General features: G+C 65.1%; 10 protein-coding genes. 6 read left to right on the plus strand and 4 right to left on the minus strand.

Annotated features, from left to right (window positions below; genetic code table 11):
* Positions 1-38: 38 nt before the first annotated feature.
* Positions 39-2,195 (minus strand): TonB-dependent receptor, encoded by a 2,157-nt coding sequence (locus FHS74_RS16790; protein ID WP_246463189.1) that lies wholly within the window; start codon positions 2,193-2,195, stop codon positions 39-41.
* A gap of 829 nt (positions 2,196-3,024) precedes the next feature.
* Here FHS74_RS16790 and FHS74_RS16795 point away from each other — a divergent pair.
* From FHS74_RS16795 to FHS74_RS16815, 5 genes are all read left to right on the plus strand, one after another.
* Positions 3,025-3,879 (plus strand): ABC transporter permease, encoded by an 855-nt coding sequence (locus FHS74_RS16795; protein WP_184802610.1) that lies wholly within the window; start codon positions 3,025-3,027, stop codon positions 3,877-3,879.
* 4 nt (positions 3,880-3,883) lie between these two features.
* Positions 3,884-4,642: an ABC transporter ATP-binding protein gene (locus tag FHS74_RS16800; RefSeq protein ID WP_184802612.1), complete on the plus strand. Its 759-nt coding sequence runs from the start codon at positions 3,884-3,886 to the stop codon at positions 4,640-4,642.
* A gap of 93 nt (positions 4,643-4,735) precedes the next feature.
* Positions 4,736-5,608, plus strand: a complete 873-nt coding sequence (locus FHS74_RS16805; RefSeq protein WP_184802614.1) for a hypothetical protein — start codon at positions 4,736-4,738, stop codon at positions 5,606-5,608.
* Between the two features lie 14 nt (positions 5,609-5,622).
* Complete coding sequence (locus FHS74_RS16810; RefSeq protein ID WP_184802616.1) at positions 5,623-6,396, plus strand: hypothetical protein; 774 nt, start codon at positions 5,623-5,625, stop codon at positions 6,394-6,396.
* A 31-nt stretch (positions 6,397-6,427) separates the two neighbouring features.
* Positions 6,428-7,588 carry an AGE family epimerase/isomerase gene (locus FHS74_RS16815; RefSeq protein WP_184802618.1) on the plus strand — a complete coding sequence of 387 codons (1,161 nt, stop codon included), beginning with the start codon at positions 6,428-6,430 and terminating at the stop codon, positions 7,586-7,588.
* Between the two features lie 122 nt (positions 7,589-7,710).
* Here FHS74_RS16815 and FHS74_RS16820 read toward each other — a convergent pair whose 3' ends face one another.
* From FHS74_RS16820 to FHS74_RS16830, 3 genes are all read right to left on the minus strand, one after another.
* Positions 7,711-9,540, minus strand: coding sequence for a hypothetical protein (locus FHS74_RS16820; protein ID WP_184802620.1), 1,830 nt, complete (start codon positions 9,538-9,540; stop codon positions 7,711-7,713).
* 8 nt (positions 9,541-9,548) lie between these two features.
* Positions 9,549-11,618: a glycosyltransferase family 2 protein gene (locus FHS74_RS16825; protein WP_211106355.1), complete on the minus strand. Its 2,070-nt coding sequence runs from the start codon at positions 11,616-11,618 to the stop codon at positions 9,549-9,551.
* 212 nt (positions 11,619-11,830) lie between these two features.
* On the minus strand, positions 11,831-14,548 hold the full coding sequence (locus tag FHS74_RS16830; protein ID WP_184802622.1) for a hybrid sensor histidine kinase/response regulator: 2,718 nt from the start codon (positions 14,546-14,548) through the stop codon (positions 11,831-11,833).
* A gap of 224 nt (positions 14,549-14,772) precedes the next feature.
* Between FHS74_RS16830 and FHS74_RS31170 the strand changes: the two genes are divergently transcribed.
* Positions 14,773-16,836: a methyl-accepting chemotaxis protein gene (locus tag FHS74_RS31170; RefSeq protein ID WP_184802624.1), complete on the plus strand. Its 2,064-nt coding sequence runs from the start codon at positions 14,773-14,775 to the stop codon at positions 16,834-16,836.
* The last annotated feature ends 53 nt before the right edge of the window (positions 16,837-16,889 follow it).

A 16,889-nucleotide genomic window follows, 5' to 3' on the forward strand; every position in this document is an offset into this window, starting at 1 on the left:
GGCGGTTCGCGCCGCCGGGAAAGACCGCTGGACTGGTATTAGAACGAGTACTTGGCCTGAACACCGAAGATGCGGGGTTCGTTGACCATGCCCGTCAGGTTGTTGAAGTCGATGGCGCCGATGACGCGAATCTGGTCCAGCACGTTGCGGACGAAGCCCGCGACCTCGTACCCGGCATCGTTCTTGTAGCCGATGCGGATGCCGCCATCCAGGAAGGGCTTACCCGTGAACTCCTTCGCCGTGTACAGGAAGAAGTTGTCTTCGCCGCGGTAGGCCCAGTCGGTGTAGAAGAACACCTCGCCGTCCGCGCCAACCGGCACGCCATAGCGCAGGGTGGCGTTCAGGATCCACTTCGGCGCCTCGGGCAGCGGGTTGCCGTTGAGCAGGGCGTTGCCCGACGCGTTCAGCGCATTGGTCACAGTGCAGCCGCCGCCGCAGGTGGCGACCGACACGGTCGGATCCTGGATTTCGGTGTGGTTGTAGCTGCCGCCGGCGGTGACCAGCAGATGCTCGATCGGCTTCGCCTCGATCTCCAACTCCACGCCATAGCCGATGGCGTGATCGGCGTTCAGCAGACGGGCGGTGTTGCTGGCGCCGCCCACGGCGGTCAGCTGCATGTCGCTGGTGTCGTAGTAGTAGCCGGTCAGGTTGAGGCTGGCGCGCTTGTCGAACAGCGACGACTTGATGCCCGCCTCATAGGAGATGGTGGTCTCGGCCTTGGCGGTCGACGTGGCGTTGGCGAAGGTGACGCGATCCTGGATGGACGGCGCCAGATAGCCGGTGGCCACACGGACGAAGGCGTTCACGTCGCTGGTGATGGCGTAATCGGCCGACACGTCCCAGGAGGCGTTGCCACCGTTGACGCTGGTGCGCAGGAACAAGGGGCCGGTGTAGCCGAAGTCGCGAATGGATTCGACCGACTTGTTGTCGTGCGAGTAGCGCACGCCGCCGCCCAGGGTCAGGGCGTCGGTGACCTTGTACTTGACCGAGCCGAAGATGCCATCGGTCTCGCTGCGGTCCTTGTGGCGGACCTGGTCGTCAATGGCGCCGGTGGAGGTGACGTAGTCGTAGTCCTTACCGGTCATATAGGAGTTGAAGTAGTACAAGCCCCCCTGCAGCAACCAGGGGCCCAGGTCGTTGGTGGCCAGGCGCACTTCCTGGCTCAGCTCACGCGGGGAGTTGTAGCCGCCCGTCTCCACCGAGAACGGCACGGTGGACGGCACGCCGCCGTCGATGTCGCCGCGGCTGAAGACATTGGCGCGCTCATACCCGCTGACCGAGGTGATGGTCACCGGGCCAGCGTCGTAGACGACGTGCAGGTTGGAACCGAAGGAGTTCAGCTTCTGCGGGTTGGCGCCATCCTGGTTGGCCTTCTCGATATCGAAGCCGTCGACCAGGTCGTTGGTGCCCTTCTTGATGATGTTGGCGCGGAACAGGCGAGCGGAGCCGTCCAATTCGCGGCCATGGACATTCAGCAGGATGTCCAGGTTCTCATTCGGCGTGTATTCCAGCTGGAAGCGACCGGCCAGATCGCGATAGCCCTCGAAGTCCGTGTCGTTCTTGGTGCTGATGTCCTGGTTTTGGACCCAGTCGTTCCGGCGCTGCATGTTCACCGAGGCGCGGTACTTCAGCACGTTCTTGACGATGGGGCCGCTGACGGCGCCGGTGAAGTTCACCGTGTCATAGCTGCCGTAGGTCAGGTCGGAGAAGCCGCTGAAGGTGTCGGTCGGCTTGGCGCTGTCGATCTTGACCACGCCGGCCGGGGTGTTCTTGCCGAACAGCGTGCCCTGGGGGCCGCGCAGCACTTCCACCGCGCCGACGTCGAACACCGGGAAGGCCTTCAGCATGGGGTTTTCCATGGCGACATCGTCGAACACCACAGATACCGGCTGCGAAGCGTTGGGATCGAAGTCGGCGTTGCCCAGGCCGCGTATATAGAAGCGCGGATAGGTGCGACCGAATGACGACTCCGCCTGCAGGCTGGGCGTGCGCGCCGCCAGGAAGCGGATGTCCATGCCGCTGGAGTTCAGGACATCCAGCTTCTCGCCGCTGATGGAGGTGACGGCGATGGGCACTTCACGCTCCAGCGCCGGTCGACGTTCCGCCGACACAATAATTTCTTGAAGCTTGTCCGACGCCTCTTCGGCGTGGACCACGCCAGCCAGACCGACCAGGCCAAAAGCCGACATACCCATAAGCGCGGACTTCAGCCCGCGGCTCTTCTCAACCCTCATCATGCTCGATCCCTTCAACTTTTCCAGGCCCTTGGCGGACCTGCTTTTGCGTTGCCCGTAGCACCATCCCCGCCTCGAAGCCTAGGCCAGGTCCGGCTGGGGAAGGGTACATGGCAGCTTTTGTTTGCGGCAGCCCCACTACTCCCGAAGGTCTTTCAAATCCAACAAGAAAGCGAGGGCCGGACCGAATTTTTGCGGCGGCGCACATAATTTGATGCGCGGGTGTTGCCGCAATGCGGCACCCATGCCGGAGGTCCTAGCAAAATCAGCGCCACTCCAGGGTTTGCGCGACGCAAGCAGGTTGACGCCTCGGGACTTTGGCAAAAATGCTCATAGACTGGGCGCACGCGCCGAGGAAACCGCCCAGTAATTAGGCATTTGCCTACCCTCTCGGCGACCTTTCCGATGGGAACCCTTCAATTGAAGGGCGTTGGCAGACAGAGCCTTAGAATAGCCACACAGAGCCGGTGGAGTGTCCGCCCTCAGTCCGGAAGCCCCCCACAACGCGCATTCCGGCCTGCGATCCACGCCGGGGAGAGTTCGAGGTTTTAGGATGGATCAGCACGAGGGGGTTATGGTAACCCCTGAGCGGTTGAGAACGCCCCTGACCGCCGTCTTGGAAATGGATCTCCTGGGACTATCCCGGGGGGAGACTGTCCTGGACGACGGTGAAGGACCGCCTCAGGCCGACCGCCATGCCCGTCTTCCGGCGCGTCAGCGCCCGTCGTCCACACTAAACGGAACCCGGTGACCGGACCATGGCGAGATTTGTTTTGGAGCCGTCTTACACATGACCGTCGCCGGTAAGCCGCTTTCCGCCCAGGCGGACCCCATCGAAACCGCCAAGTCGGCGAGACCCAATCGCGGATCGCTGGCCCTTCAAGACCTGGGTAGCGGACTCAGCAAGCACTGGCTTTGGCGCGCCATGGCCATGCAGGACATCGTGTTGCGGTATCGGGGTTCCGTCCTGGGGCCCTTATGGCTGACCCTGAGCGCCGCCATCATGATCGCGGCGATGGGCTTGATCTATTCACAGCTCTTCAACATCGACCCCATCCGCTATGTGCCGTTCCTGGCCGTTGGCTTGCTAACCTGGCAGTTCATCTCCTCTGTCATCACCGATGGCTGTGAGGTGTTCATGTCGGTGCAGCACGCGATCCAGCAGGTGCGGCTGCCCTATACGGTGCATGTGTTCCGCAGTGTGTTCCGCAACCTGCTGATCCTGGGCCACAACGCGGTGCTGATCCCCATCGCCTTCCTGGTGATGGGTCACGGCATCGGTTGGGAGGCGCTGATGGCCATCCCCGGACTGCTGCTGCTGTGTCTCAACGGCATTTGGATCAGCCTATTGCTGGGTATGGTCAGCGCCCGCTTCCGCGACATTCCGCCCATCGTGGCCGCCCTGCTGCAGGTCGTGTTTTTCGCCACCCCGGTCTTCTGGCCGGTGGAAAATCTGGGCAGGTTCCGCCACCTTGGCGAAATGAACCCGCTGTTTGCCGCCATTGACATCGTCCGGGCACCATTGCTCGGCGAACCGACCGCGCCGCACTCCTGGCTGATCGTGGGCATCATGACCACGGGAGGCTTGGTCATGACCGCCGGCTTCTTCAGCCGGTTCCGGTCCCGGATCGCTTATTGGGTGTGATCTTATGGCCTCGTTGCATTTGCAAGACCTGACGGTCGAGTTTCCCATCTACCAGGCCAGCGGACGGTCGCTGAAAAAGGCGCTCTTCTCAGCCCCCCTGGTCGGCAGCAACCTGGCCCGGGATGCGTCAAACCGCATCCAGGTTCGCGCCTTGAACCATCTGACCTTGTCGATCGAGAAGGGCGACCGCGTCGGCCTGATCGGCCCCAATGGCTCGGGAAAGACAACGCTGCTGAAAACGCTGGCCGGGATTTATGAACCGACCGGCGGCGCGCTGCACATCCAAGGTCGTATTTCCGCCCTGCTGGACGTGTCCTTGGGCCTGAACCCGGAAGCCACGGGGCGTGAGAACATCATGCTGCGCGGGATGTACATGGGCATCCACCCCAAGGACATGCAGGGCCATGTCGAGGAGGTCGTCGAGTTCACGGAACTCGGCCCCTATATCGACATGCCGGTGCGGACTTATTCAGCGGGCATGATGCTGCGTCTGGCCTTCGCCGCGTCCACATGCGTCGAGCCGGAAATCCTGCTGATGGACGAATGGCTGGCGGCCGGCGACAGCCACTTCCTGGCGAAGGCGCAAAAGCGCATGGAAGATTTCGTGCAACGGTCCAGCCTCATGGTGCTGGCGTCGCATTCGCTGGATCTGCTGGGCAAGTGGTGCAACAAAGGGCTGTACTTGCGCAACGGCAACGTCATCGCATACGGTCCCCTGGCCGAGGTTGCGGACATCTACCAGCAGTCGCTGGCTGACACCTGATAGCCGCCGCTCCACCAGTTCTTCCCCGCAGGGACATCCCGGAACAAACCGTCGATCATGGTCAGAAAATACGTCTGGGCAGGCATCGCTGTCATGCTTGCCGTCATCGTGTTCAAGCTGGCCCAGGCCGGCGGTGACATGTCCTCGTTCTTCTTGACGATCCGTGAAGTGGCCAAGCCGCTGGCCGTCGTCTATCTCAAGCTGTTCGGCCAGCCGGAGTTCGCGCTGGTGCTGGCGGCGGGCATGATGCTGGCCTGCCTGGGCCTGCTGGGCGGATTCTGGGGTGGACAGGTGCGACGCACCCTGGACACGCTGAAGCACATCACCGGCTCCGCCCTGCCGATCATGTCGGAACCGAACGACCGCCGGATCGCCTCCATGAAGCGGCTGATGGAATCCAGCCCCCTGCTGATGGATGAGTGGCGGATGTTCGAGGCCACCCTGCTGGATGCCGGTCGGGGGAATGGCCGGCGCGTCTATTCCACCATCCGGCCCCAGGAGTATTTCTCCATGGAGGCGATGGAGAGCCGGGGTCTGGATTTCCGCTTTTATGTCGCCTTGCCCAATTATTTCGTGGGCGTGGGCCTGATGTTCACCTTTCTGGGCTTGGTGGCGGGACTGTATTTCGCCAGCAAGGGCTTGCAGATGGGCGATCTCGCGGAGGCCCGCCAGGCCTTGGGCCAGTTGCTGGCCGCCTCCACCATGAAATTCGTCAGTTCGGTTGTGGGCATCGGCGCTTCGCTGGTGACCTCCATGGCCGTGCGCCACTGGCAGCGCAAGGTGCAGGCGGCGCTGGACGATCTATGCCGCGCGATCGAGCTGTGTTTCCCCCTGATCTCCGCCCACCGCCTGATGGGCAACTGGGCCCAGGAGGACACCCCCGGTAATGCCATGGCGGTCTCTCCGCCAGAGCATGGCCCCGTGCCGCCCCCAGCCTCGCTGGATACCGCCGACCAGGCATCATAAGGCGGAGTGCGGCCATGCGACGCGGAACCAGGGCGCACGGGGAGGATCAGGAGAGCTATTTCGCCTCCATGTCCGACCTCATGGCCGGCATCGTCTTCATCTTCCTGATCATGTTGATGGCCCTGTCGATGTACAACATCGAAGAGGCGACGAAGACACAAGATCAGCCCGCCGAAAAGACCTACCAGGACACCATCGATACCATCATGGAGGAGCGCGCCCGCATGGTGGAAGCGCTGCGCCAGGATCTCGCGGCCCGGCATATCGAGGCAACGGCGGATGCCGCCAACGGCATCCTGCGGCTGCCGGCCCCGCAGTTCTTTGCATCCGGTGCTGCCGCTCTGAAGCCTGAGGGGCGGGAGAAGCTGGCCGCCGCCGCCGCCCTGTTGGCCCGCTATCTGACGTGCACGCCGCAGACGCCTGACCTGCCCGCCGGCGCCTGCCCCAGAACCGCCCCCGTGGACCAGGTGGACACGGCGATCGCCAACACCACGCCGCCCAGCCAGGGCATGGCGCCGGAAACGATGGCACGCATCCAGGCGTTGGAGATCAGCGCCGCCCTGACCTCCGCCCAGCCCACCTTGTATGAACTGCACGGCCGGGCGGGCCAGCCGATGCTGGCGGTGCGCGGCACCACCATCACCCCGCCCGCAGCCCCCAAAGCCGTGACTGCACGCCACGGGCACCGCCCGGCGCCCGCGGCGCCGACCACCACGCCACCGATAACCGCGCCGGCGGCGGACCAGTTGACGCTGACCTTCACCATGGCCCTGCCCGCCCGGCCCTAACCTAAGCCCCCCCTAAGATCAAAGGCATCCCATGCCACCGTCCACCGCCTTCACCCGTTACGCTTTCGACCGTCTACTGCCCCTCTGCCACCAACGGTTCGCGGATACGACGCATGGCGGCTTCTATGAGCGTCTGGACGCGGCGGGGCGGCCGTTGCCGCTGGGCTACAAGCGCTCCATGGTGCAGGCTCGTCAGCTGTATGTCCTGGCGCACGCCGCGCTGTTGGGCGACAGCGCCGGACTGGCGGCGGCGGAGCGGGGGTATGATTTCCTGGTACGCCATTTCTGGGATGACAGGCATGGCGGCTGGTTCTTCAAGGCGCAATCGGACGGGCAGCCGCTGGATCCGTCCAAGGACTTCTACGGCCACGCCTTCGTGATGTTTGGCCTGGCGTATGCGCATGCGGCTTTCGCCGCGCCCAACGCCGTGACGCTTGCCCAGGAAACATGGTCGGTGATGCGCCAACGGCTGGCGATGCCCGCGCTGGCCGATGGCGGCTGGGGCGGCCTGGCGGAGAGTGCCAGCGCCGAGTGGACACTGAATGGCGCCACGCGCCGCCAGAACCCCCACATGCACCTGCTGGAGGCGCTGCTGGCCCTGCATGAGTTCACCGGGGACGCCACTTGGCTGTCAGAGGCCACGGCGGTCGTGCACCTGTTCCGCAACCGCTTCTACAGCGCGACAACCCAAACCTTGGGCGAATTCTTCACCCAGGATTGGCAGCCCGCCCCGGCCACGGGACACATCGTGGAACCGGGCCACCATTTCGAATGGGCCTGGCTGCTGGATCGCTATGTCAGACAGGGGGGTGAGGCCACCGTCCTGCCCCTGGCCGACGCCTTGTTCGCCAAGGCTGTGGCTCACGGCTTCCTACCCGACGGCGGCATCATGGACCAGATGGATCCCATGGGCACGCCTGTCCAGCGCACCCGCCGCATCTGGCCGGTGGCCGAGGCGATCAAGGCCGCGCTGTCCCAGGCTCGCCGCCACCGGGGGACGCCGGCGGGCGACGCCGCCGACGCCATGGTCCAGCGTCTGGCGCTCCACCTTCAAACGGCCTTCCTGGATATGGACACGGGGCACTGGATCGAAACCCAGGACGAGGCGGGCAAGCCCAGCATGCGGGACCTGCCTGGCAGCACCCCCTACCACCTGTTCCTGGCGGCGGCTGAGGCCGCCCACCGCGGCTAATCGGCGCGCAAGCGCGATAGAGCAGATCGCCCAAAGGTGAAATCGCCTTTGAGCGTGAAGTTGCTCGTGAACAGACTCAGCTATAGCCTGCCCGGAGCACGGGATTCGACATGGGCTTTTGGCTATCGGCCGGAACCATGGGCGGATGACCAGGGATGCTGATGCGGCAGCGCCGGTTGCCGGTTACGGGTTCCGGTCCAGGCATTGACATTGGTCAGCGAGCCTATTTCCGCGTCCAGCGGCAACGCGCCCGGCCTCACAAACTCGACAAGAGGCCAGGCCATCTCCACCGCTGGCGGCGGAACGGATGTCCTCAATTTCACGGCGTGGTCCCGGGCGAATGCCATCGCCCCGTCGGTCAAGGCGGAAATGACGGCGGCCCGCCGACCCGTCGCCTCCCAGCGTTCATCCCTCACGACCTCCACCCGGCCGACACCCGGATCCAGGCCGATGATGGCATCCTGAGGGGCACCGAAAAGCAGGTCGATCAAAAGCCGGTTCTCATAAAGCCGGTGAATGATGGATGGCGCAACGGTCCGGGTGGAAAGCAGCGCGTCCGCCCGTCGTGGCGGCGCCCAGGCGCCTGCTTGCGTACCGGTGATCGCCCGGCACAGGGAATACCCGTGGATATTCAGCTCGAACAGCCCCTGCAGGGCAACCTCCAGCGCGTCCTGTGTTGCGCCGTCCCAATCCAGACCGACGAGCGCTACCCGGGCGCCGCGCCGCGCCTCCAGCTGCTTAAGCTGCGCAAACAGGCCGCGGCGGTTGCGGCGGCAAACCTTCAGTATCTCGAACCGGAGCTCATACAGGAAATGCAGCAGCCGGACGTGCGATGCCGTCGAAAGTTGGACGTCATCGCCCAAATTGTAATCCGCCATCACCTCGGGCGCCAGCGCCGGCACGCCGAGACGTTCCAGCACCTCATAGGGGGCCAAACCATCGCTGTCAGCGACCAGGAAAGGCAAGTGACCCTGGAAATTCTGGTCGTTCATCGCCGCCAGGGTGAAAGCGAGGTGCGACCCCTGGAATGAGGCGCATGGCGGCAGGTCCCATGCCCCGGGGTTTTCCCTGACGATGCGCTCCAGGAGGCCGCCACCGGGCGCCAGGAACAGCACCTGATTGATTCCGTCGGCTTTGACCTGGCGCTCCAGCCAGTTCAGAAAGCCCACAGCGGCAGGGCCGCTGACCTGATATCCCAACTCTCGCGGTGCCAACGGCTCAGCCGTCGCTTTTGTCTCAACCGTCGCTGGCGGAGATGGCGGCGCCGGACAGCGATAGTGGAACGTGGCGAACCCCTTGGCGGCGGCCTGCGCGATTTCCGCCTGTAAGTCCCCGCCGATATGCAGCAACCGATCGCGCGGCATCGCCAAGTAATCGGCGGCCAAGTCAAAAAGATCACCGCCGCGCGTGGTCGCGTTGCAGTCACTGGAAATGAAGAGGGCCACCGGGTCAAGACCATGCCGGATCAGCGCCTCGCGAATGAATGCGCGGCCCAGATACGTGTCGGCGATGATCAGCGATGGCCGGCCAAGCTCCAAGGCATGGTGAAAGGCGGCTTGGGCCACCAAGTCAGGACGGAGCACATCGAGTTCAAGGGCCAGCTCAGCCGCCTGCAAGGCCTCCGCCAAAGCCGGTTCCACCGGCAGGCGGTCGTAAATATTCGCGAGGGTGATCTCGCGACGGCCGGCTTGCCGCATACGCTCTACGGCCTCCGCCTGCGCCGCTCGGCGCAAGGCCGGGAATTCGGGTAGGTCGAAGCGGCGCCCCAGGATGGCGAAAACCTCATCCGCCGTTGCAATCGACCGATGGAAAAGGGTGCCGAAGAAGCCGAAGGAAACCGCCGCCGCTGTTAATATGGCATCGCGCATCCCCTCGCCCACGCTTGCGGATCCGGCATCCCGCGCGACGCCGATGGAGAGGGCCACCGTCTCCAGGGCGAAATTCTCATTCATGGCCGTCATCACACGATCTCGAAATTGATGCCGTTGGGATGCAGGTTGGGATTGTTGAACGGGTCGCGCTGGAAAAGATCGGGATGCAGGTCGAACAGGCAATCCCGATCCCGCTTCAACCTTTCCATTTTTTCCCTGGACACGAAATCCAGGCCGCGGCTGACGGATTCATGATGGATCAGTTGCACCGCCTGGCACATCACGTTGTAGTACCCGGCCTCATAGAGGCGCATGCACACATCGATGTCGTTATAGGCCACGGGCAGCCTGAGGTCGAAGCCGCCAATCGCCTCGAACTTGCGACGCTCCACCATCAGGCAAGCCCCCGTCACCGCCAACCAATTGTATTCCAGCAGGTTGCGCAGGAAATAGCCGTAATGGTCCGGGCTGTGCCGCAGGAAGGCGTGGCTGGGACCGGCGTCGATATTGAGGACGCCCGCATGCTGGATCTCGCTACCGCCGGGATAAAGCAGCTTGGCACCCACGGCCCCCACATGGTCCAGCTGCGCGAAGCCCGCCATACGTTCCAGCCAGTCCGGGGTCAGCACTTCGGTATCATCGTTCAGGAACAGCAGGATGTCCCCGGCTGCCGCCGCCACGCCCAGATTGTTCAGCTCGGAATAATTGAACGGCGCGTCATGACGAATGACCTTCACCCCCGGCCAGGACCGTATCCGGTTCAGATAGCCCAGGGTGGCGGGTTCCCGGCTGCCGTTGTCCACAACCACGATTTCATAACGATCGTAGCTGGACTTGCCACGGATGCTCTCAAGGCATGCGGCCAGCACGGCCTGATTGTCCCGCGACGGAATGATGACGGATACGGTGGGCGTGCCACGCATCTCATAACGAACGCGATGGTATGCAGGCAATTGGGGCAGCGGCTCCAGCGTGCCCTTCAGGCCACGGCGGGCCAGGGTATCGGCCCGCAGCCGTTCGGAAACGGCCACGACATAGGGCTTGGCCTGCAAGTCGGCGGCCGTCGACTGCGGAATGATGCGCCAGTGGTAAAGGACCTTGGCCACATGCTGAATGCGGGTGGTCCTTTCCGACAGCCGCAGAACCAAGTCCCAGTCCTGGCAGCCATCGTATTCAGACCGGAGGCCACCCAGCTCCTCGACCAGGCTACGCCGGACACAGCTGACATGGCACGTGTACATCGTGCTCATCATCGTGTCGGGCGACCAGTCCGGCTTGAAGAAGGGCTGGGTGTAGCGGCCGTCCTCGGTGATCTTGTCCTCGTCACTGTAGACGAAATCGGGATCGTGCGCCGCGATGCACAGCGCCAGCTCATAAAGGCAGTCGGCCGTCAGTTCGTCATCATGGTCCAGGAAGACGATGAAATCCCCGGTGGCCTTGGCCAATCCATCGTTGGTGGCCCCGGCAATACCCTGATTTTTCGGGGATCGCAGGACGGTCACGCGTGGATCGCGCGGCAAATCCAGCGCGGCGCGGGTGGCCAGATCGGTGCTGGCGTCGTCCACCAGTACCAACTGCCAGTGGGGATACCATTGCGCTTCGACCGAGCGAATGGCGGCCTCGAGCAGGGCCGGCGCCGTGTTATAGACCGGGACCACGATGGAAAAAGTGATCGACAGGTCCTTCAGGCGAAGGTCCAGATCGAACGGTCGGCGCAAAGCGCGATAAACATAACCGTCCGGCCCACGAATATCGCCTAATGGCACCCCAGATAAGGGGTTGGGCCCAGGGGCCATGCCCGGGGCCACACCGTTCAAAAGCCAGAATTTGAAACCGCTCGGGCCATGGTCCCGATAGAGACGGACGCCATCGACCACCGGCGCCAGCATGCCATGACGGCGCATCGTACCGCTCACCGTCCGCAGGACGGTCTTGAACTGCCCCGCCCGACGGAGGGCCCAGCGCAATGGGCGGGTTAGCTGCCAGCTGCGCGACCCGTGGATCAGCGCCAGCTCCTGCTGCAGGGCGTCCCGTTCCCCGGCCTGCTGGCGCAAAATCTCCAAACGTTCATCTGCCAGCCGGCTCAGACGCTGGATGTCGAGATCCCGATCCGCCAACGCCCGGGCAAGTTCCGCTATACGGCTTTCCTGCTCATCCAACCAAATATCCCTTCTTCCGATTCCTTATAGATGGCAATTCCGCGGAGACATACACAGACACATTGGATCATTTACTTATAAATAGACGGCTTTAAGGAATCTTGATCGTTCGACTAAGGAAATTCGGCAATAAACCTATAGAGCCTGGGCATTCATGTCAACCAGAGGCGGGCGTTCGCATTGCGGCGCAAACCGCCATTTTTCTTTGCCATTCAATCCTGTCCAGCCTTCGGCGACGGCGCCGCATGGGCTGACGGCCCAAAGCGCCGGGCCACGGCGGCCCACCCCAAGCGCCCCGCTGTGACGGCGGCGTCAGCGAGGGAGAGGATACGGTCGCGCTGCCGATTGGGGGCGGCGCAAGCGGCATGCAAGGCCTCGCCCAGCGCCTGCAACTGCTTCAAGCCGGCATTGCCGGCGGTGGCGATCAAATCATGGGCCTCGGCGCGCAGCCCGTCCACATCACCCCGGGCGCGCAGGGTGGCCACGCGCTCCAGACGTTCCCCACCATGGGTGACCAGGCTGCCGATCAGGCTGAGAAACTGCTCCCGGCCGGCAATGAGCTCCAGCCGCTCCAGTACCGCGTCGTCCAGCACGGGTGCCGTCGGCACGGGCGCCGCCGGCGCCAAGGGGGCGGGCTCGTAGGGCGACGCATCAGCCCACCGCGCGACGGCCGCCAGGAATTTACGCTGGTCGAAAGGCTTGGCCACCACGTCGTCCATCCCGGCCTCCAGATATTCCTCGCGCATACCGGCCATGGCGTTGGCCGTCAGGGCGATGATAGGGACCCGCGGACCGTCCTGGCGTGCCCGGATGAGACGCGTCGCCTCCAGCCCGTCCATCCGCGGCATCTGGACGTCCATCAGGATCAGGTCGTAAACGGCGCCTGCCGCGGTCGCCGCCTTGACCCCCTCCTCGCCATCCTCGGCCAGAGTGACCTCATACCCCTCCTTGCGCAGCATCAGCAGGGCGACCTGCTGGTTGATCTGGTTGTCCTCCACCAGCAGCACGCGCCGGCCAGCGCCCACACCAGCCTTTTGGGGGTCGGATTTGGCCGGAACGGCAGCCACCTGACTTAGAAACAGGCGGCTCAGCACGTCCAGCAAGGTCTGGCGGCGAACCGGCTTGGCCAGCACGGCGGAGAAAACGTCGACATCGGCGCTACCCCGATCCATCAACCCGAAGGAGGAGATGAGCACCAGTTTGGTTTCCGCGAAGCGTCCATCCTGGCGGATGCGCTGGCCCAGCTGGTCGCCCCGGCCATCGGCCAGGGAGAAATCGACCATCACCATGTCCGGCGGCGCGCCGGCCGCCCAGCTTTCCTCAAGCGCCGCGAATGCGGAGCCCGCGCCATCGGCGACGCTGACCACCAGGCCCAGGTCCCCCAGCGCGCGCGCCAGGATCTTCTGGTGCAAGGGGATGTCGTCCACCACCATGACCCGCAACCCCCTGATGCCGTCCACTAGGGAGTCGCGGCTGACCAGGGTGGCGGCCACCGGCTGCAAGGGCACGGTGAACCAGAAGGTGCTGCCCTGGCCCATGGCGCTGTCCACGCCAATCGCCCCACCCATCAGTTCCACCAACTGCCGGCAGATGGACAGACCCAGGCCCGTGCCGCCGAAGCGGCGGGTGATGGAACTGTCGGCCTGGCTGAACTTTTGGAACAGCCGGACGCGCTGTTGCTCGGGAATGCCGATGCCGGTATCGCTGACGGCGATGCGCAGCAGGGCCTTGCCATCCGCCCCCTTGACGGCCCGAGGCTCCAGCCCGATCTCGATGGCCACCGTGCCCCTGCCGGTGAACTTGATGGCGTTGGAGACCAGGTTGGCCAGGATCTGACGCAGGCGGGTGGGGTCGCCACGAAAGGCGCCCCGCGCGGCATCCTCCACGTAACAGACCAGATCCAGGCCCTTTTCCGCCGCCTTGGGTGACAGCAGCATGGCGACGCCGTCCGCCATCTCATCCATGGAAAAGTCGATCTCCTCCAGCTCGACCTTGCCGGCCTCAAGCTTGGAGACGTCCAGGATGTCGTTGATGATGGACAAAAGCATTTCGCCGCTGTCGTGGATGGCGGCGGCCAGCACCCGCTGCTCGCTGTCGAGCTTGGTGTCCAGGATCAGCTGGGCCATGCCCAGCACCCCGTTCATGGGGGTGCGGATCTCATGGCTCATATTGGCCAGGAATTCGGATTTCGCCCGGCTGGCCGCCTCGGCGGCCAAGCGGGCATGGTCGCGCTGTTCAGCCAGCGTCGCCATTTCCAGGGCTTGGGCCTGCAGGGCGATCTCGGCTCGGCGGCGCTCCCCCACCTCCACCTCCAGACGGGCGACGGTGGCCGTCCGCTCCTCCAGCAGCATCTGCTTCTCGTGGAAGCTGAGCTGCTTGCCCAACGCCCCGGCAAGGGCCTTGGCCATCATCTGCAGCAGCGCCACATCCTCGGTGGTGAAGGCCCCCGGCGCGGTGCCCATCACTTTGAGCACGCCGACAGCCCGCCCCGCCTCGAACAACGGGGCGCAGATCATGGAGCGGACGCCCACCAGGCGGCAGGCGTCGCGGTCAACCCGGTCGTCGGTCTCGCTGTCCTCACACATGAGGACCTTTTCGGTTTCAACGCAAAAGCCGGACAAGCTGCCCTTGCGCTTCAGGCGCACGCCCACGAACTGCGACACGGCCCCGCTGGCGGCGCGGTAGACCATGTCCTCGCCCTCCGCCAGTTCCACCACGGCGCCCTTGGCCCGCATGAGACGCTGCAGGCGGTCCACCACCGTCTGCATGAAAGCGTCCAGATCCAGGTCCGAATCCGCCAGCAGCGATTGGGTGAGCACCACTTCGCCCAGGCGCTCCACCTGATGCTCCAGCGCACGAATGCGATCCGTTTCGCGCTCCGACCGGGTCACGCCTGCCTCATCCACGCTCAAGCCATCGAACCTAACCATACCCAGAAATCCACTATACGTGCGCCATTCCCCGCGAACACCGGACAAGTGGGCGCGGCAATGCTATCTTTGGCAGTAAATAGTGGGGGGCGCCACCAATCCAGGCAGGTGGCGACGAAGCGGTGTTGTTCATCTTCCTTTAACTTTGACGTTCTATCGATATATCGCACGCCTGATCGGCGGCATCGCCATGGCAAACCCTGCTTGTTCGGAGGCCCGTCCCCGTGAACATCAGCAAGACCGTTTTGTCGGGTATCGGCGGCATCGCCATCCTGGCCGTCACGCTTTCCGGAATAATCGCCTTTGTCGCCGCGCGCGACTTGGCACGCCAGGCCGACGCCAGCCATGGCTTGGCCGCCTATGGTGACGCGCTGCGGCTGGGCGCGCTGCTGGCGTCGGAACGCAGCGCCTGGAACGCCGCCTTCAGCGCGGAGACGGCCGCGGAGCTGGGGACGGACTCGCCCCAGGGCAAGGCCATGGCGGCGACCGACGCGGCCCTGGTAACGGCCCGCGTCAGCGCCGCCACGGCCGGTCTGGACCCCGCCCCGTTGGGCAAGGCGGAAACCCTGCTGGCGGATATGCGCGCGGCCGCGCGCGCCGCGACCGGCAGGGCCAAGACCGACCGGCCGGCCGACGGCGCCGGCCGCATGCAGGACGGCATCGCCAACGCCGCCGCCACCATCGACCATGTCGCCGATCTGGCCTTCCGCCGCACCGCCACCTCGGCCGTGGCCCTGACCATCCCCATGCAGATCGCCGGCATGGCCCAGGACTTGCGCACAGCCGCCGGCACGCGATCCGCCATCCTCAGCCTGTTCCAGGCCGGCCAGGCCCTGGACGCCAAGCGGCTGCAGACCGCCACCCAGCTGACCGGCCAAGTGGCGACGCTGTGGCGGCTGCAAAGCCAGGCCGTGGCCAATCTGGGCAGCCCGGCCAAGCTGGCCGAAGCCCTGGCCTTGGAAGACAGCACCCTGATGAAGGAGGGGGAACCGCGCTACCAGGCCATTCTGGAAGCGGCGCGCACCGGCGGCCCCAGCCCCATGGACAACGCGGCCTGGCGCGCCTGGACCAGCCCCATGCTGGACAAGGCGCTGATCCTACGGGACCGCGCCCTGGAAACGGCGCGCGACTTGAACCGCGACGCCCTGGCCCAGGCCCGCTGGCGCCTTGGTCTCAGCGGCCTGACCCTGGCCTTCGTCGCCGCCATCACCGCCCTGGTGGCCTGGGTGCTGCGCCGCCGCGTCACCCTGCCCATCAAGGATTTGACCCAGGCCATCACCCGTCTGGCCGAGGGGGACCTTGAGGTGGTCATCGCCGCACCGCGCGTGCAGGACGAGGTGGGGGCGATGGCCACGGCCCTGACGGTGCTGCGCGACAACGCCGCCCAGGCGCGGGCGGCCGAGCGCGAGGCCGCGGCCGGCCGTCAAGCGGCCCTGGACCGCGCGCGGATGGTGGAACGCCTGTGCCATGACTTTGACAGTCGCGCCACCGCCGGCCTGAACGCCGTGGAGGAAGCGGCCGGCCACCTGGCCACCACCTCCGTCACCATGACGGAGACGGCACAGCATTCCAGCCGCCAGACGGCGACCGTGGCCAGCGCGGCGGAGAACGCGTCCAACGGCATCAATACCGTGGCGGCGGCGGCCGAGGAACTGTCGGCCTCCATTTCCGAGATCAGCCGCCAGATGGCCCAGTCCACCACCATCGCCAACGACGCCATCGCCAAGGCGAAAGAGACCGACCAGGCCATCGCCGTGCTGGCCGCCGCCAGCGCCAAGATCGGCGAGATTGTCGGCCTGATCACCGCCATCGCCAGCCAGACCAACCTGCTAGCCCTGAACGCCACCATCGAGGCGGCCCGGGCGGGCGAGGCCGGCAAGGGCTTCGCCGTCGTGGCGTCGGAAGTAAAGCACCTGGCGGGCCAGACCGCGCAGGCGACGGACGAGATCACCCGACAGATCGGGGAAATTCAGACGGTGACGCGTGCGGCCGTGGCCGGCGTACGCGGCATTTCAGACGTCATCCATACGATGGGGGGCATCACCGCCGGCATCGCGGCCGCGGTGGAGGAACAGGGGGCGGCCACCAGCGAGATCGCCCGCAACGTGCAGGAGGTGGCCATGGCCACCCACCAGATCACCGCCAGCATTGACGACGTGCGCGCGGCGGTGGACCAGTCCAGCGCCGTGGCCGGCGACCTGCGGCAGGCGTCCACCTCGATGACCGACCGGGCGGAGCGGCTGAAAGGCGATGTGGCGGGATTCCTGGGCGGCGTGCGCACCGCCTGATTCGGCCCACGGCCGCCTGGCCAACCCGCCGGCCTCGGGATTACAAGGGAACC

Origin of the sequence: Nitrospirillum iridis (assembly GCF_014205765.1) — a bacterium.
GTDB lineage: Bacteria > Pseudomonadota > Alphaproteobacteria > Azospirillales > Azospirillaceae > Nitrospirillum > Nitrospirillum iridis.